Consider the following 17479-nt stretch of genomic DNA (forward strand, 5'->3'; position numbering starts at 1 on the left):
GCCGTGACTTACAACCGGCGGGCATTGTAGCACAACTGCACGCCGTTCCTACCGCCCCCTGTCACGGGCGCGTCATCGAGCAGGTCGATGGCGTCTGGGTGCGCTGCGCAGGCACCGCGAGGATCGTCCGGAAGCCATATCCCGAGCCCTCGTTGTCGAAGCGCACGCCCGGCATGCCGGCCTTGTCCATCTCCATCACGTAAAGGGGCTGGATCAACTGATGATCCTGCGCGCGCATCGTGGACGCGTGGAAGCCGTCGTCGAACGACAGCCCCTCCAGCGCACGCGCCACCGCCACGGGGTCGGTCGAGCCGGCCCGAGTCATCGCCGCCGCGAGCATCTCGATCATCAGGCTCATGCGTCGCACCGGGTAGTCGTCCTGAGCGGCGGGAAAACGGGTCCGGAACGCGCGGTAAAACGCGTCCGACTTCGCGCCGCCTGCGTTCGGATGCCAGTCCGCAACGGCCACCACCCGCCCGACGCCCGCATCGCCCAGCGCGGCGGGCGCGCCGAGGCTGTTGCCGTAGAACGTATAGAACTTCGCGTTCAGCCCCTGCTCGCGTGCCGCCTTCACGAGCAGCGTGAGGTCGTTGCCCCAGTTGCCGGTCACGACCGCGTCCGCACCGCTCGCCCGGATCTTCGCGATATACGGCGAGAAATCCTTGATGCGGCCGATCGGATGAAATTCGTCGCCGGCAATCGTCACGTCGGGACGCCGCTCGGCCAGCGCCTGCCGGGCCAGACCGCTGACGTCGTGACCGAAGCTGTAGTCCTGGTTCAGCAGGTAGACCTTGCGCAGCGCGCGGTCGCGCGCCATCACGTCGGCCAGCGCGGCCATCCGCATCCCCGCGTGCGCGTCGAAGCGGAAATGCCAGAAGCTGCAGCGCGCACCGGTCAGCGCCGGATCGTCGGCCGAATAGTTGAGGAACAGCATCCGGCTGTCCGGATTGCGCGTGTTCAGCTTGTCGAGCGCCGCGACGAGCGCGGCAGCGACTGCCGAGCTGTTGCCCTGCGCAACGAAGCCGATGTGCCGGTCCGCCGCCGCGCGCAACTGCACGAGCGCCTCCTCCGGGCTGCCCTTGCTGTCGAGCACGACGAGTTCGAGCGGGTGCGCGCCATCGCGCAGTTTCACGCCGCCCGCCGCATTGACCTGTTCGATGCCGAAGCGCAGGTTGCGCTCGACCGCCGCGCCCGCGTTCGCGAACGGACCCGACATCCCTTCTATCAGCGCGATCCGCACCGGCTCGCCTGCCGCGAACGCGCACGACGCCAGCGTCCACCCCGCGCTCAATGCGAGCGCGCATCGTTTCCACAGCTGCATCGGCTCCCTGCCCTTCGATCTGTCCGAGAAGCGCGGATCATAGGCCGCAGACACTGCCGGCCGCAAGCGCGGCGCGATGCGACGCCCCGACGACGCGCCTGCCGCGATCCGCACCGATTTTTTCGGCATGATGCGCCGGCGCGCGCCGTCCGTGATACAACTGAACAGTTAGAAAGCCTTGGAGAATCCCATGCCCATTCGCCTTCCCGTGCGCCTGCCGGCGCTGGTCGCCTGCGCGGCGGCGCTGCTTGCCGGTTGTGCACAGCCGTGGCAGCAATACCAGGCCGGCCAGGACGAGTCGGCGATCGTCGCGCGCATGGGCCCGCCGCGCGAGATCTACGACCTGCCCGGCGGCGGCAAGCGTCTGATGTGGCCGACCCAGCCGATGGGCGAAATCACCGTCGCGGCCGACGTCGACGCGGCCCATCGGATCGTCAACGTCCGCCAGGTGCTGCAGCCGAGCGAGTTCTATCGCGCGGAAATCGGCAAGTGGACCAAGACCGACGTGCTCGTCAATTTCGGCCGCCCGGTCGAGACGTCCTACTTCCCGCTGATGAAGCGCGAGGTGTGGACCTACCGCTATCTCGAAGACAACGTCTGGTACATGATGTACAGCTTCTACTTCGACCCGCAAGGCATTCTGCGCACCACGCAAAAAACGCCGGACCCGCTGCACGACCCCGACCGTCGCAACCTGTTCTGATCGGATCGATTGCGTATTTACACGCAATTTTCACAATGGCCATTCACGAATTATTGCGTGAGTGGCCATTTCTTTTTTTCCGTCATATTCGATTAATTTCCAATTCAACGCGGCAATCCTTTCCGATCGAAGCTGTGCCGACCGCATTATGCGAAGCCCCGTGCCATGGGCGCCAGCGGGAAACAGGCATGCACGATACATGTCATGCGTTGGATTGGTGCATTCGATGCACCTCTCCAGATCCAGTTGAAACAATTTGTATCATTAGCACCGGACGTTAGGGCATACCCCTAATATCGGACGAAATTGAACCTTTCAATCTAGAAAGCATCCTATTGCTCCACTTCGTCCGGTATCTGCTTGTCCTTATCACAAAGGAGTCCTCATGAATCGCCCCAAGAGCATGCTGGTTGCCAACATCGCCTGGGCCCGCGAAACGCACGAACACACGCCCGGCTTCTTCGATGCGCTCGCGCGCGGCCAGAACCCTCGGGTGCTGTGGATCGGCTGCGCCGACAGCCGGGTGCCCGCCGAAACCATCACGCACTGCGTGCCCGGCGAGCTGTTCGTCCATCGCAACATCGCGAACCTGTTCCATCCCGACGACGACAATTCGGCGAGCGTGCTCGAGTACGCCGTGCGCGTGCTCGAAGTCGACCACGTGATCGTGTGCGGCCACTACGGATGCGGCGGCGTGCGCGCGTCGCTGCTGCCGCCGCCCGCCGACCTGCCGCACGTCGCGCGCCGCATCGCGCCGCTGTGTGCGCTCGCACGGCGCCATCGCGACACGCTCGACGGACTCGACGACACGGCGGCGGCCGACCGCCTGGCCGAGCTCAACGTGCTCGAACAAGTGCGGCTGCTGCGCGCGTCGCCGATCGTGCATGGCCGGCAGCGGCCGCCCCTCGTTCACGGCTGGATCTTTTCACTCGCGGACGGCCGCCTGAAGGAACTCGACTCCGGCTATATGGCACCACCGGCCGAAGCCGAGCCGGAGCATGCCGCCACGGCCGCCGCGCTCGGCTGATCCGCCTCCCCCTACGCCAATGAAATCACCCCAACCATGAAACTGAACGAGCGCCTGTCCACCCTGCCGCGCGACATCGTCGCCGGCATCGTCGTTTTCCTCGTCGCGCTGCCGTTGTGTCTCGGCATCGCCAATGCGTCCGGCGTCGAGCCGTTCGCCGGGCTCGTGTCCGGCATCGTCGGCGGCATCATCGTCGCGCTGTTGAGCGGCTCGTCGCTGTCGGTCAGCGGACCGGCCGCCGGCCTCGTCGTGATCGTCGTCGAAGGGATCGCGCAACTCGGCAGCTTTTCCGCGTTCCTGCTCGCGGTGCTGTTGTCCGGCGTGCTGCAGTTCGGCTTCGGCATGCTCCGCGCCGGCCGCTTCGCCGCGTACGTGCCGTCGCCCGTCATCAAGGGCATGCTCGCGGCGATCGGCCTGCTGCTGATCGTGAAGCAGATTCCGTTCGCATTCGGCATCGGCGGGCCGGCCGCGCAATCGTTTGCGTCATGGCCGAGCCTGCCGACCGCCTGGGCCGCGACGGCCATCGCACTTGTCTCGCTCGCGCTGCTGATCGCCTGGGACACACCGGCGGTCAAGCGCTTCGGCCGGGTGCGCTCGGTGCCCGCGCCGCTCGCGGTCGTCGTGTTTGGCATCGGCGCGACGCTGGTGCTCGGCGTCATTGCGCCGTCGGTCGCGCCGGGCGCCGCGCATCGCGTCACGCTGCCGGAACTCGAATCGTTCGCGGCGCTCACGGCATCGCTGAAGCACGCCGAGCTCGGCCCGAACTTCGCGCAGCTCGTCAATCCGGACGTGTGGCGCGTCGCGATCACGCTCGCGGTCGTCGCGAGCCTCGAGACGCTGCTGAGCCTCGAGGCGGTCGAACAGATCGACCCGAAGCGCCGCCCGACGCAGCCGGACCGCGAGTTGAAGGCCCAGGGCGTCGGCAATCTCGTCGCCGGTGCGTTCGGCGGGCTGCCGATCACGTCGGTGATCGTGCGCAGTTCGGTGAACGTGAACGCGGGTGCGCAAAGCCGGATGTCGGCGATCGTGCACGGAATCCTGCTGCTTGCCAGCGTGTTCGCGCTCACCGGGCTGATCAACCTGATCCCGCTCGCGAGCCTCGCGGCGATCCTGATCCACACCGGCTTCAAGCTCGCGAAACCGGCGCTGTTCCGCTCGGTGCTGAAGCAGGGCCCGGCCGCGTTCGTGCCGTTCGCCGCGACGATCGCGGGCGTGCTGGCGGTCGACCTGCTGTTCGGCATTGCCGTCGGCCTCGCGTGCAGCGTGCTGGCGGTCGCGGTCGCGAACCTGAAAAGCCCCGTCACGCTCGCGCAGCACGACGACCACTTCCTGCTGTCGTTCCGCAAGGACGTGTCGTTCCTCGGCAAGGTGCAGGTCAAGCATCATCTGCGGCACATTCCCGACCGCGCGGCCGTGATCATCGACGCGACGCGCGCCGACTACATCGATCACGACGTGCTCGAACTGCTCGACGCGTTCGTCGCCGATGCGCCGCGGCGCGGGATCGCGGTCGAATTCCGCCGCCGCAGCCCGGCGCCTCGCGCGGCCGCGCGCCGCTGGCTGTTCCGCGCGCCGGCGGCCGAATGAGCGGCGCATGAAAAAACGCCCCGGGCGGCGCAAGGCCGCACGGGGCGTTTCGTATGCGTCGAGCGCTCGACGCGCAGCGCTTACGAGCGCTGCGGGTTGACCTTGTCGTCCTTCGAATGCAGCTTGTTCAGCGCCGAAATGTACGCCTTCGCGGACGCCGCGACGATGTCCGGATCGGTGCCGACGCCGTTGACGATCCGCCCGCTCTTCGACAGCCGGACGGTCACTTCGCCCTGCGCCTGCGTGCCGGTCGTGATCGCATTCACCGAATACAGCAGCAGTTCGGAACCGCTGCCGACTTCGCCCTCGATCGCGTTGAACGTCGCGTCGACCGGCCCATTGCCGCGCGCCTCGCCGGTCACTTCCTTGCCTTCGACCGCGAACACGATCTTCGCTTGCGGCTGCTCGCCCGTCTCCGAACGCTGCGACAGCGACACGAACTTGAAGTGCTCCTGCTCCTGCGCGAGCGCCGATTCTTCGGAGACGATCGCGATGATGTCTTCGTCGAAGATCTCGGCCTTGCGATCGGCGAGGTCCTTGAAGCGCATGAACGCGGCGTTCAGTTCGGCTTCGCTGTCGAGCGACACGCCGAGTTCCTGCAGGCGCTGCTTGAACGCGTTGCGGCCCGACAGCTTGCCGAGCACGATCTTGTTCGCGGTCCAGCCCACGTCTTCCGCGCGCATGATCTCGTAGGTGTCGCGCGCCTTCAGCACGCCGTCCTGGTGGATGCCCGACGCGTGCGCGAATGCGTTCGCACCGACCACGGCCTTGTTCGGCTGCACGACGAAACCGGTGATCTGCGACACGAGCTTCGACGTCGGCACGATCTGCGTCGTGTCGATGCCGACGTCGAGGCCGAAGTAGTCCTTGCGGGTCTTCACGGCCATCACGATTTCCTCGAGCGACGTGTTGCCCGCGCGCTCGCCGAGACCGTTGATCGTGCACTCGACCTGCCGCGCACCGCCGATCTTCACGCCGGCGAGCGAGTTCGCCACCGCCATCCCGAGGTCGTTGTGGCAATGCACGGAGAAAATCGCCTTGTCCGAGTTCGGAATGCGTTCGCGCAGCGTCTTCACGAGGTTGCCGTAGAGCTCCGGTACGCCGTAGCCGACCGTGTCGGCGATGTTGATCGTCGTCGCCCCCTCGGCGATCACGGCCTCCAGCACGCGACACAGGAAGTCGAGATCCGAACGGCTGCCGTCTTCCGGCGAGAATTCGACGTTGTCGGTGAACTTGCGCGCGAAGCGCACCGCGAGGCGCGCCTGCTCGAACACCTGGTCCGGCGTCATCCGCAGCTTCTTCTCCATGTGCAGCGGGGACGTCGCGATGAACGTGTGGATCCGCGAGCTGTTGGCCGGCTTCAGTGCGTCGGCCGCACGCTGGATGTCCTTGTCGTTGGCGCGCGCCAGCGAGCAGATCGTGCTGTCCTTCACCAGGCCGGCGATCGTGTGGATCGCGTCGAAGTCGCCGTTCGAGCTGGCCGCGAAGCCGGCCTCGATCACGTCGACCTTCATCCGCTCGAGATGCTTCGCGATGCGGACTTTCTCTTCCTTCGTCATCGACGCGCCGGGCGATTGTTCACCGTCACGCAACGTCGTATCGAAAATGATCAGCTTGTCTGTCATGGGGGCTCCAGGGCTCTTTATACGGGAATCAAACGTAATGAGATCGCGCCACCGCTGGCGACGCTCAACAACAGACGAGGCTTGACGGAGGGCGAGAACGGTCAGCGCGGCAGGCGCGCCAAAGCTAGCGCGCGTAGCGGCGCACCGGCTAGAAGGAGGGAGAGGCGGGAAAATGCAGTCATGCCGAAGACTATAGCGGCATTCCGCTGGGTGCGCAATCGGACGGCACCCGGGATGCCGGGCAGTGCCGTGCGAAAAAGGGGCAAATGAAAACGGCGGCCCGGAATCACATCCGAGGCCGCCGTTGCCGGGCAGGTTGCGCGTCAGTGATCGCGCTGCGACGAGCGCGCGGGGTTCGCCCGTCCGCGCACGGCCATGTAGGCCCAAAACACGTAGCCGGACAGCCCGTACAGCACGAACAGGCAGAACAGCATCAACGGCGGATCGGACGACACGAGCACGAACGCGACGACGACCAGCAGGATCGCCGCGAACGGCACGCGGTGCCGCACGTCCAGCGCCTTGCCGCTGTAGAACGGCGCGTTCGACACCATCGTCACGCCTGCATAGATCGTCAGTGCGAACGCGACCCACGGCAGCCAGCCGAGCTTCATCGGCACGCGGTTGTCGGTCGCGAGCCAGACGAAACCGGCGATCAGCGCGGCCGCGGCCGGGCTCGGCAGCCCCTGGAAGAAGCGCTTGTCGACGACGCCGATGTTCGTGTTGAAGCGCGCGAGACGCAGCGCGGCGCCCGAACAGTAGACGAACGCGGCGAGCCAGCCCCAGCGGCCGAGATCCTTCAGCACCCACTCGTACATCACGAGCGCCGGCGCGACGCCGAACGACACCATGTCCGACAGGCTGTCGAACTGTTCGCCGAACGCGCTTTGCGTATGCGTCATTCGCGCGACGCGCCCGTCCATCCCGTCGAGCACCATCGCGACGAAGATCGCGATCGCGGCGATCTCGAAGCGCACGTTCATCGCCTGCACGACCGCGAAGAAGCCGCAGAACAGCGCGGCGGTCGTGAACGCGTTCGGCAGCAGGTAGATGCCGCGCGTCTTCAGGAACCGCTGGCGCGCGGCGCGGCGGCTCTCGATGGGCGCCGGGTCCTGCGCCATCACCTTGTTGCGGCGGAACGGGCGTGGCGCCTGGCCGGAGCCGTTGCGCGGACGACGCGGTTTGAATGCGGCCATCGTGCGTCCCGCCGCTTACTGTTCGAGCTCGGCGAGGATCGTCGACGACGCGTAGACCTTCTCGCCGATCGACACCTTCGCGCGGCTGCCGAGCGGCAGGTACACGTCGACGCGCGAACCGAAGCGGATGAACCCGTAGCGCTGACCGCGCGACAGCGGCTCGCCGGCACGCACGTAGCAGAGGATCCGGCGGGCGACGAGGCCGGCGATCTGCACGGCGGTGACGGTCTTGCCGCTCGCCGTCTGGATCACGACCGCATTGCGCTCGTTCTCGGTCGACGCCTTGTCGATCGCCGCGTTCAGGAACGCGCCGGGGAAGTATTCGACCTTGGTGACCGCGCCGTCGACCGGCGAACGCTGCGAATGAACGTTGAAGACATTCATGAACACGCTGATCTTCAGCGCTTCGCGATTCGCGTACGGATCCTGGGTGGTCTCGACCGCGACGATGCGGCCGTCCGCCGGGCACAGCACCGCGTTCGGCTGCGCCGGGATCGGGCGCTGCGGATCGCGGAAGAACTGGACGACGAAGACGAGCAGCAGCCAGAACGGCCACGCGAAGCCGAAGCCCCCGACGGCGTGGATCAACAACGCGATGACGGCTGCAATCGCGATGAACGGCCAGCCTTCGCGCGCGATGATCGGATGAGGATAGTTCATGGGTTCGTTCGGTGTTCGGTGAATTGGTAGGGTAGCCCCCTCTCCTTGCGGAGAAGGGGCCCCCTAGGAACCGTACGTGCGAGTTTCCCCGCATACGGCTCGAGCCTACATGTAGATCAAAGTCCGACCTGGGGTCGGACCGGCTTAGTTACCGCAATTTTACCGGCGTGCACCTGCCGGTGACAGTCGGGGTGAAGCAAAACCCGGTTGGACAGAGCATCGGTGCCGCCATTCATCCGGTATTCCAGATGATGGTCATGCCATCCCGTCTCGTCCGACAGGGCACAGCCACAGTGAGCACACAACCCGCCCTGCGACATGTACAGGCTCGCCCATTGTTTTCGGTAGCGCATGGTGTCTCCCATCCGCCCCTGCCGCAATAGCTCGCCGTACTGCTCCCACTCCGGATCAAAGGGGTTGTAGCCGCCCTTGATCTTCTTGTGCCGTTTGATTTCCGTACCACTGAGGTGGTACAGCTCATTCAGCCCCTGACTACCGTCTTCGCGAACCGCTCGGACAGCGAATACCCAGTGTCGAGTTCCAACCGTGTGGAAATATTTCTTTCTCACCCAGTCAACCCTCTTCTTCGGATGCCGCCTCCTCGCCCACCGCCAGAGCCTCTGAAAGACCAAAGACTCCATGCGGCTGTACGCCTGCTTTGCCACCACGGGGCGGTGATACTGCGCCCACCCTCGTAGCATCGGACTCAGCAATCGAATCAAGTCCGACTGCTTTGCCGCCTTGTTGCCGCCGATCGTTTCCGCAACCTTGCGATAGAACGTCTGCACGTTCTTCTTGCTCGGTTTGATGAGTAGCGTTCCCGAGTACTTCCGGAAATTCCACCCAAGGAAATCGAAGCCTTCGTCAATGTGCACGATGCGCGTCTTTTCCTCGGAAAGTTGCAGACCTCGCTGCGCAAGGAATGCTTCAACCCAAGGCTTGACCTCGCTCGCCAGTATCTCTTGCGAGTCACCGGTGATCACGAAGTCGTCTGCGTATCGCACCGCATTTACTTTCAACTTCTTGGCTTTCGCGATCCCGAATCTCGCACGCAAGTGCTCAATCAGTTCACGCTCCAGCCCGTTCAGCGTCACGTTGGCCAGCGTCGGGGAAATGATGCCTCCCTGTGGCGTACCGGCCTCGGTTGCCTGTAGCTGCCCCTTGTAAATCAGGCCAGCCTTCAACCACTTGCGGAGGATCTCCTTGTCCATCGGGACATGGTTCACCAGCCAGTCATGGTTGATGTAGTCGAAGCAGCCTTTGATGTCTGCCTCCAAGACCCATTGGGCCGAAGCCTTCTGAGACAGCGAGACAAACAACTGCGACATAGCGTCGGCCGTTGAGCGGTTGGCCCGAAACCCATATGAGTTCGGGTCGCTCGTCGATTCCGACACCGGCTCCAAAGCCAGCAAGTACAGGGCTTGCATCGCCCTGTCCCGCATGGTCGGTATGCCCAGAGGGCGTAACTTCCCATTGGCCTTGGGGATAAAGACTCTCCGTAATGGCCGAGGCTTGTATCCGCGCCGCTTCAACTTGCCGACAGCTTCCCATCGGCTCTCAGGCGTGTCCCATAGTTCGCGGTCGACTCCAGCCGTTCGCGCACCTTGGTTTTGCGTAACACGTCGTACCGCGTACAACTTTGCGGACAACGTGCGGGTCAGCATCCGTTGCAGGGCTTTCACCCTGCGCCAGTCACCTTCCCGCGTTGCCTTCGCAATTCGAATCTGCATCCCTCTCACGTTCCGTTCCACGCGACGCCAATCGACGTCGTGCCAGTGGTCCAGCGCGTGGGAGAGCGCAGACCCACCCTCACGGGCAGATACTTTCATGCTGCTCTCCTGCTCAAAGAAGTGAATCCCTTCGCGGAAAGCAACACGCCCCTTGCGGGAGCGTTTTGCTCCCACAAGGGAAAAGAACAACACTGATGGCTAAGAAGCCAGCAGCAATCACAATTTCAGCTTGAGGGTTAGTCAGCCGTCTTGCGACGGTAGACCAGACGGAAGTCTGCCCGCTTTCGCGTGAGGTGATGTTTCAACCTCTATCCGGACCATTACAGCCCGGCGTTCGCTTTCTCCGTCCTCCCATACCCGCACTGCCAACAGCGTTCCTCACGGTTCGCCTGCCAGCGCTCACGCGTTGGCAGCAATACGGGCTTACCACGTTCCCGGCATGTCACACGACCGATTTAGGTTCTGCCTCTCCCCCGGCGGTCCAGCGACGACGTAACCCGAGCTTTGAACGGGTTATCCGACCGCACACCTTTTGGTTCATGCCTGACAGCAGCTTAGGCACTTCCACTACTTACGAGGTTTATCAGCAGTTCACTTACGTTAACCATGTCGGTCAGCCTAGCTCCTTGACCCCATCGCTGCTGGGAGTCTCCACGCACGTGTCTCGCGACTCATGCGTGCCCGAAACTTCCGGAGGCTACATTGTCAGAAGAGCTTCACACCCCACCGTTACCAGTGACGCATGTCTTCCTAGGCTACTGCTGGTCGTACAGCAGGTTCCCTTCACTCACCCTTGCTGCTGGTGAGGCCGAACAATGACACACCGAGCTATCGCTCGTATCGCGCAACGAATCCGTAGCCCGAAGGCGCGGGATTTGCATACTCCAATCCGCTTGGTCAGCGGAGATGAAGCCGCTGACTGGGCGGAACCTGACGGTAATCAGGTCAATGCAATGCGAAGTCCGGCGTAGTTCAGCACACCGGACATCGCCTATGGCGATACCCGGCATACCCATACCGGGTTCGTCTCGTTACCAGAAGTGCAAAGACTGCCGGGCTTCGTGAGGCCCACATTGCACTTTTCGCGGCTGGTAAGGCTCGTACTGACGCCTCCTTAACACCGCTAGTCGATGTCCCTTACGTTGGGACTGCCCGGACACGAGCGTGCGTGTCGCACCAAAGCCCGTAGGATAGCAAAAGCCGCCCGGGGCACTGCTGCCTTCGGACGGCTTTTTGATACCGACCCTCCACTCGAAGGGCCGGAACAGCACGCGGTGCTTAGTTCTTCGTCTGGTCGACGAGCTTGTTCTTCGCGATCCACGGCATCATCGCGCGCAGCTTCGAGCCGACCTGCTCGATCTGGTGCTCGGCCGTCAGGCGGCGGCGCGACTGCAGCGTCGGCGCACCTGCCTTGTTCTCGAGAATGAAGCTCTTCGCGTATTCGCCCGTCTGGATGTCGGTCAGGCACTGCTTCATCGCCTTCTTCGTCTCTTCCGTGACGACGCGCGGGCCCGTCACGTACTCGCCGTATTCGGCGTTGTTCGAGATCGAGTAGTTCATGTTCGCGATGCCGCCTTCGTAGATCAGGTCGACGATCAGCTTCAGCTCGTGCAGGCACTCGAAGTACGCCATTTCCGGCGCGTAGCCGGCTTCGACCAGCGTCTCGAAACCTGCCTTGATCAGCTCGACGGTACCGCCGCACAGCACGGCCTGCTCGCCGAACAGGTCGGTTTCGGTTTCTTCACGGAAGTTCGTCTCGATGATGCCGGCACGGCCGCCGCCGTTCGCTGCCGCGTACGACAGCGCGATGTCGCGTGCCGCGCCCGACTTGTTCTGCGCAACCGCGATCAGGTGCGGCACGCCGCCACCTTGCGAGTACGTGCCGCGCACGGTGTGGCCCGGAGCCTTCGGCGCGATCATGATCACGTCGAGGTCGGCGCGCGGGATCACCTGGCCGTAGTGGACGTTGAAGCCGTGTGCGAATGCCAGTGCGGCGCCCTGCTTGATGTTCGCGTGCACTTCCTTCGCGTACACGTCGGCGATCTGCTCGTCCGGCAGCAGCATCATGACGACGTCCGCGCCCTTCACCGCTTCCGCGACTTCCTTGACCGACAGGCCTGCGTTTTCGGCCTTGCTCCACGACGCGCCGCCCTTGCGAAGGCCGACCGTCACGTTCACGCCGCTGTCCTTCAGGTTCAGTGCGTGCGCATGGCCTTGCGAGCCGTAGCCGATGATCGTGACTTGCTTGCCCTTGATGAGGGAGAGGTCAGCGTCTTTATCGTAGAAAACGTTCATGATGGTTCCTTCGCCAATTCAAAAATTCAACAATTCGTTCAGATGGAGTACTGCGGGCCGGGACATGACGGCGCACCCGGCGTGCCTGTCCGGCATCACACCTTCAGGATGCGCTCGCCGCGTCCGATGCCGGAGCTGCCGGTACGCACGGTCTCTAGGATCGCGGTCGCGTCCAGCCCCTGGATGAATGCGTCGAGCTTGTCGCTCGCGCCCGTCAATTCGATCGTGTAGGTCTTTTCGGTCACGTCGATGATGCGGCCGCGGAAAATATCCGACATCCGCTTCATTTCTTCGCGCTCCTTGCCTACTGCACGTACCTTGATCAGCATCAGCTCGCGTTCGATGTGTGCACCGTCGGTCAGGTCCACCACTTTCACCACCTCGATCAGGCGGTTCAGATGCTTCGTGATCTGTTCGATCACGTCGTCCGAGCCAATGGAAACGATGGTCAGCCGCGACAGCGATTGGTCTTCGGTCGGCGCCACCGTCAAGGTTTCGATGTTGTAGCCGCGTGCGGAAAACAGACCGACCACGCGCGACAGCGCGCCCGGTTCGTTTTCCAGCAGGACGGAAATGATGTGTCTCATGTTCGCTTCTTCCAGAATGTGTCCGTGTCGATTCACTCGCGCCGCGCGCCGCCCGGTGCCGCACCGCCCTTCGTGAAGGCGGCCGCTCCGGCCCCGGCGCGCGTCGCGCCGTTACAGATCTTCCGATCCGAGCAGCATCTCGGTGATGCCCTTGCCGGCCTGTACCATCGGCCAGACGTTTTCGGTCGGATCGGTCTGGAAGTCGAGAAACACGGTGCGGTCCTTCAGGCGCAGCGCTTCCTTCAGCGCCGGCTCCACATCCGAGGTCTTTTCGATCCGCATGCCGACATGGCCGTACGCTTCGGCGAGCTTCACGAAATCGGGCAGCGCATCCATGTACGAATGCGAATAGCGCTTGCTGTATTCGATCTGCTGCCACTGGCGGACCATGCCGAGATAGCGGTTGTTCAGCGAAATGATCTTCACGGGCGTGTCGTACTGCAGGCAGGTCGACAGTTCCTGGATGCACATCTGGATCGAGCCTTCGCCCGTGATGCACAGCACGTCGTCGTCCGGGTGCGCCATCTTGACGCCCATCGCTGCCGGCAGGCCGAAGCCCATCGTGCCGAGGCCGCCGGAATTGATCCAGCGACGCGGCTTGTTGAAACGGTAGAACTGCGCGGCCCACATCTGGTGCTGGCCGACGTCCGAGCACACGAACGCGTTGCCGTCCGTCAGCTCCCAGGCTTTCTCGACCACGTATTGCGGCTTGATGATCTCGCTGTCGCGGTCGAACTTCAGGCAGTCCTTCGAACGCCAGCCCTCGATGTCCTTCCACCATTGCGCGAGCGCCTCGGTGTCGGGGCCGTGCTCGGCCGTCTGCAGTTGCTCGATCAGCTCCTTCAGCACTTCCTTCACGTCGCCGACGATCGGGATGTCGACCTTCACGCGCTTCGAGATCGACGACGGGTCGATGTCGATGTGGATGATCTTGCGCGGACGCGACGCGAAGTGCGCCGGGTCGCCGATCACGCGGTCGTCGAAGCGGGCACCGATCGCGATCAGCACGTCGCAGTGCTGCATCGCCATGTTCGCTTCGTACGTGCCGTGCATGCCGAGCATGCCGAGGAATTTCTTGTCCGACGCGCGATAGCCGCCGAGGCCCATCAGCGTGTTCGTGACCGGGTAGCCGAGCAGGTCGGCGAACTGGTTCAGTTCGCGCGCGGCGTCGGCGAGGATGATGCCGCCGCCCGTATAGATATAGGGACGCTTCGCCGACAGCAGCAGCGACACGGCCTTGCGGATCTGGCCCGAATGGCCCTTCGTGACGGGGTTGTACGAGCGCAGCGACACGCTCTTGACCGGCTCGTACTGGCACGGCGTCTTCGAGATGTCCTTCGGGATGTCGATCAGCACCGGGCCCGGACGGCCGGTGCGGGCGATGTAGAACGCCTTCTTGACGGTTTCCGCGAGGTCGCGCACGTCCTTCACGAGGAAGTTGTGCTTCACGCACGGACGCGTGATGCCGACCGTGTCGCATTCCTGGAACGCGTCCTGGCCGATCGCGGCAGTCGGCACCTGGCCGCTGATCACGACCATCGGGATCGAATCCATGTAGGCCGTTGCAATGCCGGTCACCGCATTGGTGACACCGGGGCCGGACGTCACGAGACAGACGCCGACATTGCCGGTGGAACGCGCATACGCATCGGCTGCGTGCACGGCCGCCTGTTCGTGGCGCACCAGCACGTGCTGAATCTTGTCTTGCTTGTAGAGCTCGTCGTAGATGTAGAGTACCGAGCCGCCGGGATAGCCCCAGATGAATTCGACGTTCTCGTCGGCCAGTGCCTTCATGAGCACGGTGGCGCCGATGGAGTCGCTATCGGGAGGGGAAAGGGGTTCCGACGTGGAGAATTCCGCGCTGGGCATGTTCATTTTGACCTTTCGAATTTTCGGCAAAAAATTGATCGGGTGCTCTCTGCCGGGCTTGTGGCTCGGGTTCAAGCGGCGCGTCCAGTTTGAAGGGCGGGCTTCTTGGGCCAGCCTCAAATGAGACCATCACTTCATGTTGCGAATCGCTGACGATAGCGGGTCATGATTGGGTCGTCAAGCAAAATATCCCGCAGCGCATCATGCGCCCCGCCCGGCGGCCCGCGGACGCTGCTCGCGCGCAACGTACCGAGCCATCGACGGTGCCAAGTCGCGCGAAAATTTGTTAGCATCCGCGGGTTTTACGAAATTTTTCGACCTTTCACACGCCGCAGTCCGCAGCGCATACCTTTACGGAATGGCATCAGACAAGGAACTCGCCGACTTTCTGGCGGGCGTCGAAAGGCGCGCGTTCAAGCAGGCTGCGTACGCCGTGCGCGACGACGATGCGTCGCTCGACATCGTGCAGGACGCGATGATCAAGCTGGCGGAGAAGTACGGCGACCGGCCGGCGGCCGAGCTGCCGCTGCTGTTCCAGCGGATCCTGCAGAACGCGATCCACGACTGGTTCCGCCGGCAGAAGGTCCGCAATACCTGGGTGACGCTCTTCTCGTCGCTCAACAACACGGACGACGAAGACTTCGATCCGCTGGAAACGCTCGAGTCCGCAGACGACAACGCGGGCGTCGAGAGCACCGAGCACCGCCTCGAGCGGGAGCAGGTTCTGGCCCTGATCGACGAAGAAATCCAGAAACTTCCAACGCGTCAACGGGAAGCGTTCCTGATGCGTTATTGGGAAGATATGGATGTCGCCGAGACTGCCGCCGCAATGGGGTGCTCCGAAGGCAGCGTCAAGACGCACTGCTCGCGAGCCACCCACACCCTGGCGCAAGCGCTCAAGGCCAAAGGAATCACGCTATGAGCTCCGCTCCCGTAAATCGAGAACACGAATTCGCGCTGAAGGTCCGCCGCGCGCTGGACGAACGTGCCGCGGCGCTGCCTGCCGCGACCGCCGACCGTCTGGCCGTCGCGCGCCGGGCCGCGCTCGCGCGCAAGAAGCCGGAAGCCGCGACCGCGCCGGTGTTCGTGCCCGCCTTCGCCGGTGCCGCCGCCGCATACGGCACGCCGCCCGCGAGTCGCCCGCAGACGTCGTTCGCGCGCCGCCTGCTGCGCGCCTGGCCGCTCGCGCTGCTGCTCGCGGGGCTCGTCGGCATCGCGTACTGGGAAGACATGCAGCGCACTGCCGAACTCGCCGACATCGACGCGGCGATGCTCAGCGACGACCTGCCGCTCAACGCGTATCTCGATCACGGGTTCAACGCGTATCTTTCGCACGCACGCTAACAGAGAATGACGAGGGGATCGCACGGGTGAGTCAGAAACGCGGCCTGGCCGTATTTTTCGGATGCGTGATCGCGATCGCCGTTTCCTACGTCGCCACCTATTCCCGATTCAACCCGCCCGCCGCGACGGTCTCCGCCGCGGCCAGCAGCGCGCCCGCGCCGACTTCGGCCGCCGCCGGGCTGACCACCGAACTCGCCCCGCTGCCGCTGCCGCTGCCGGCCGCCAACGGCCCGCTGTCGTGGGCGCGCCTGACACCGGCGCAACGCGCGGCACTCGCGCCGTTCGCCGATCAATGGGACGGCTTCAGCGATGCACGCAAGCGCAAATGGCTGAAGATCGCGTCACGTTTCGCGAAATTGACGCCCGATGAGCAGAAGCACCTGCAGGACAGGATGTCCGAGTGGGCGCGGATGACGCCCGAGCAGCGCCGCGTCGCGCGCGAGAATTACCAGAGCGCGAAGGAACTGTCCGCGCAGGCGCGCGAGCGTGCGTGGAAGGCCTACCAGCAACTTCCCGAAGAACAGAAGGAGCGCCTCGCCGCGACCGAGCGCCGTCGCCGGCCGAGCGTCGTCAGCGCGCCGCCGACGGTCGCCGACCGCGATGTGCGCCGCCTCGTCAATTCGCACGAGCATCCGGCGAGCAACGCCGCGCCGGCATCGGCGCCCGCGACGTCCGGCGGCGGCACGCCGCCCGTCGCGGCATCATCCACGCCGGGCACCGCACCCGCGCCTGCGACGGTCACGCCCGTCTCGCCGGCCGACGCGCCGTCGATGTTCAAGGGATCCTGACCCGACGTGGCGAGCGCCCCCGCACCCCAGGCCCAGGCCGTCGTCGCCGCGCCGTCCGTGCGGCGACGCCTCGCCGCGATGCTGTACGAAGCCGTGCTGCTGTTCGGCATCGTGTTCTTCGCCGGCCTCGCATTCAGCCTCGCGACGCAGCAGCGCAACGGCCTCGTTCACCACAATCTCCTCGCCGCGTGGATCGCGCTCGTCGTCGGCGCGTACTTCGTCTGGTTCTGGACCCATGGCGGCCAAACGCTGCCGATGAAGACCTGGCGGCTGCGGCTCGAATCGTCGACCGGCCGTCCGCTGAGCGCCGGCCACGCGCTCGTCCGCTACGCGCTCGGGTGGCTGTGGTTTTTGCCCCCGCTCGCGCTGCATCCGCTCCTCGGCCTGCCGGTGCCCGTCACGCTCGCACTGGCGGCCGCGTGGATCGTCGCATGGGCCGCCGCCGCCCGCCTGCACGCCGATCGCCAGTTCCCGCACGACCGCATCGCCCGCACGCGCGTCGTCGCGATTCCGCGCTGACGCGGTGACGCGACGTGCGGTCCGCGCGACCGCTCCCATTCCGCGCGTCGGCGCATCCATCAGACGAAACCCCTCGAAGGCGCAATTACGGCCACCGCTCACGGCTTGCCCGATCGCCGCGAGGCGGTCGGTTCGGCAGATTGCGCAACGCCGCCGCATTCACTGCTAAACACGCCGGAACGACAGTAATAAGAACGTCTCGTGACTGTCACGGCATGGTCACGCCCG

15 protein-coding genes are annotated in these 17479 nt (G+C 64.5%); 7 read left to right on the plus strand and 8 right to left on the minus strand.

The genetic code is table 11. The features are described 5' to 3' along the window. Positions 1–61: 61 nt before the first annotated feature. Positions 62–1321 (minus strand): branched-chain amino acid ABC transporter substrate-binding protein, encoded by a 1260-nt coding sequence (locus tag WS46_RS04115; RefSeq protein WP_059689444.1) that lies wholly within the window; start codon positions 1319–1321, stop codon positions 62–64. 190 nt (positions 1322–1511) lie between these two features. Between WS46_RS04115 and WS46_RS04120 the strand changes: the two genes are divergently transcribed. From WS46_RS04120 to WS46_RS04130, 3 genes are all read left to right on the plus strand, one after another. Beyond that, a complete protein-coding gene (locus WS46_RS04120; RefSeq protein WP_059533217.1) occupies positions 1512–2024 on the plus strand; it encodes a hypothetical protein in 513 nt (170 codons plus the stop codon). Between the two features lie 385 nt (positions 2025–2409). Then, positions 2410–3051, plus strand: coding sequence for a carbonic anhydrase (locus tag WS46_RS04125; RefSeq protein WP_059689384.1), 642 nt, complete (start codon positions 2410–2412; stop codon positions 3049–3051). A 36-nt stretch (positions 3052–3087) separates the two neighbouring features. Next, a complete protein-coding gene (locus WS46_RS04130) occupies positions 3088–4638 on the plus strand; it encodes a SulP family inorganic anion transporter (protein WP_059689385.1) in 1551 nt (516 codons plus the stop codon). Positions 4639–4718: 80 nt separating this feature from the next. On the opposite strand, the gene WS46_RS04135 is transcribed toward WS46_RS04130, so the two are convergent. From WS46_RS04135 to WS46_RS04165, 7 genes are all read right to left on the minus strand, one after another. Continuing rightward, positions 4719–6263, minus strand: a complete 1545-nt coding sequence (locus WS46_RS04135) for a 2-isopropylmalate synthase (RefSeq protein WP_059533224.1) — start codon at positions 6261–6263, stop codon at positions 4719–4721. 323 nt (positions 6264–6586) lie between these two features. Beyond that, entirely contained in the window at positions 6587–7459 is an 873-nt protein-coding gene (gene pssA, locus WS46_RS04140) for a CDP-diacylglycerol--serine O-phosphatidyltransferase (RefSeq protein WP_059533226.1), read from the minus strand. A 15-nt stretch (positions 7460–7474) separates the two neighbouring features. Beyond that, a complete protein-coding gene (locus WS46_RS04145; RefSeq protein ID WP_059468119.1) occupies positions 7475–8119 on the minus strand; it encodes a phosphatidylserine decarboxylase in 645 nt (214 codons plus the stop codon). Positions 8120–8235: 116 nt separating this feature from the next. Further along, positions 8236–9948 (minus strand): group II intron reverse transcriptase/maturase, encoded by a 1713-nt coding sequence (gene ltrA, locus WS46_RS04150; protein ID WP_059689445.1) that lies wholly within the window; start codon positions 9946–9948, stop codon positions 8236–8238. A gap of 1179 nt (positions 9949–11127) precedes the next feature. Beyond that, entirely contained in the window at positions 11128–12144 is a 1017-nt protein-coding gene (ilvC, locus tag WS46_RS04155) for a ketol-acid reductoisomerase (protein ID WP_059533228.1), read from the minus strand. A gap of 95 nt (positions 12145–12239) precedes the next feature. Further along, positions 12240–12731: an acetolactate synthase small subunit gene (gene ilvN / locus WS46_RS04160; protein WP_034207977.1), complete on the minus strand. Its 492-nt coding sequence runs from the start codon at positions 12729–12731 to the stop codon at positions 12240–12242. A gap of 111 nt (positions 12732–12842) precedes the next feature. Continuing rightward, positions 12843–14606: an acetolactate synthase 3 catalytic subunit gene (locus WS46_RS04165; protein ID WP_059689386.1), complete on the minus strand. Its 1764-nt coding sequence runs from the start codon at positions 14604–14606 to the stop codon at positions 12843–12845. Positions 14607–14958: 352 nt separating this feature from the next. On the opposite strand from WS46_RS04165, the gene WS46_RS04170 reads away from it, so the two are divergent. The 4 genes from WS46_RS04170 (at position 14959) to WS46_RS04185 (ending at position 17251) form a co-directional block, all read left to right on the plus strand. Then, the gene (locus WS46_RS04170) at positions 14959–15522 is read left to right on the plus strand and encodes an RNA polymerase sigma factor (RefSeq protein ID WP_059468121.1); all 564 of its coding nucleotides are present in this window, start codon (positions 14959–14961) and stop codon (positions 15520–15522) included. Continuing rightward, positions 15519–15944: a DUF3619 family protein gene (locus WS46_RS04175; protein ID WP_059533231.1), complete on the plus strand. Its 426-nt coding sequence runs from the start codon at positions 15519–15521 to the stop codon at positions 15942–15944. The genes WS46_RS04170 and WS46_RS04175 overlap by 4 nt, the downstream gene beginning before the upstream one ends. A gap of 26 nt (positions 15945–15970) precedes the next feature. Next, a complete protein-coding gene (locus WS46_RS04180) occupies positions 15971–16732 on the plus strand; it encodes a DUF3106 domain-containing protein (RefSeq protein WP_059689387.1) in 762 nt (253 codons plus the stop codon). A gap of 78 nt (positions 16733–16810) precedes the next feature. After that, positions 16811–17251 carry an RDD family protein gene (locus WS46_RS04185; protein WP_373558352.1) on the plus strand — a complete coding sequence of 147 codons (441 nt, stop codon included), beginning with the start codon at positions 16811–16813 and terminating at the stop codon, positions 17249–17251. The last annotated feature ends 228 nt before the right edge of the window (positions 17252–17479 follow it).

Source organism: Burkholderia sp. RF4-BP95, assembly GCF_001521985.1.
GTDB classification, from domain to species: domain Bacteria; phylum Pseudomonadota; class Gammaproteobacteria; order Burkholderiales; family Burkholderiaceae; genus Burkholderia; species Burkholderia diffusa.

What these genes read in the sequence shown, in the direction of transcription:
- WS46_RS04135 (WP_059533224.1), bottom strand. Translation starts at nt 6,263, where the DNA reads ATGACAGACAAGCTGATCATTTTCGATACGACGTTGCGTGACGGTGAA.
- ilvN (WP_034207977.1), bottom strand. Translation starts at nt 12,731, where the DNA reads ATGAGACACATCATTTCCGTCCTGCTGGAAAACGAACCGGGCGCGCTG.
- WS46_RS04115 (WP_059689444.1), bottom strand. Translation starts at nt 1,321, where the DNA reads ATGCAGCTGTGGAAACGATGCGCGCTCGCATTGAGCGCGGGGTGGACG.
- WS46_RS04165 (WP_059689386.1), bottom strand. Translation starts at nt 14,606, where the DNA reads ATGAACATGCCCAGCGCGGAATTCTCCACGTCGGAACCCCTTTCCCCT.
- WS46_RS04130 (WP_059689385.1), top strand. Translation starts at nt 3,088, where the DNA reads ATGAAACTGAACGAGCGCCTGTCCACCCTGCCGCGCGACATCGTCGCC.
- WS46_RS04170 (WP_059468121.1), top strand. Translation starts at nt 14,959, where the DNA reads ATGGCATCAGACAAGGAACTCGCCGACTTTCTGGCGGGCGTCGAAAGG.
- WS46_RS04120 (WP_059533217.1), top strand. Translation starts at nt 1,512, where the DNA reads ATGCCCATTCGCCTTCCCGTGCGCCTGCCGGCGCTGGTCGCCTGCGCG.
- WS46_RS04175 (WP_059533231.1), top strand. Translation starts at nt 15,519, where the DNA reads ATGAGCTCCGCTCCCGTAAATCGAGAACACGAATTCGCGCTGAAGGTC.
- pssA (WP_059533226.1), bottom strand. Translation starts at nt 7,459, where the DNA reads ATGGCCGCATTCAAACCGCGTCGTCCGCGCAACGGCTCCGGCCAGGCG.
- ltrA (WP_059689445.1), bottom strand. Translation starts at nt 9,948, where the DNA reads ATGAAAGTATCTGCCCGTGAGGGTGGGTCTGCGCTCTCCCACGCGCTG.
- WS46_RS04185 (WP_373558352.1), top strand. Translation starts at nt 16,811, where the DNA reads ATGCTGTACGAAGCCGTGCTGCTGTTCGGCATCGTGTTCTTCGCCGGC.
- ilvC (WP_059533228.1), bottom strand. Translation starts at nt 12,144, where the DNA reads ATGAACGTTTTCTACGATAAAGACGCTGACCTCTCCCTCATCAAGGGC.
- WS46_RS04125 (WP_059689384.1), top strand. Translation starts at nt 2,410, where the DNA reads ATGAATCGCCCCAAGAGCATGCTGGTTGCCAACATCGCCTGGGCCCGC.
- WS46_RS04145 (WP_059468119.1), bottom strand. Translation starts at nt 8,119, where the DNA reads ATGAACTATCCTCATCCGATCATCGCGCGCGAAGGCTGGCCGTTCATC.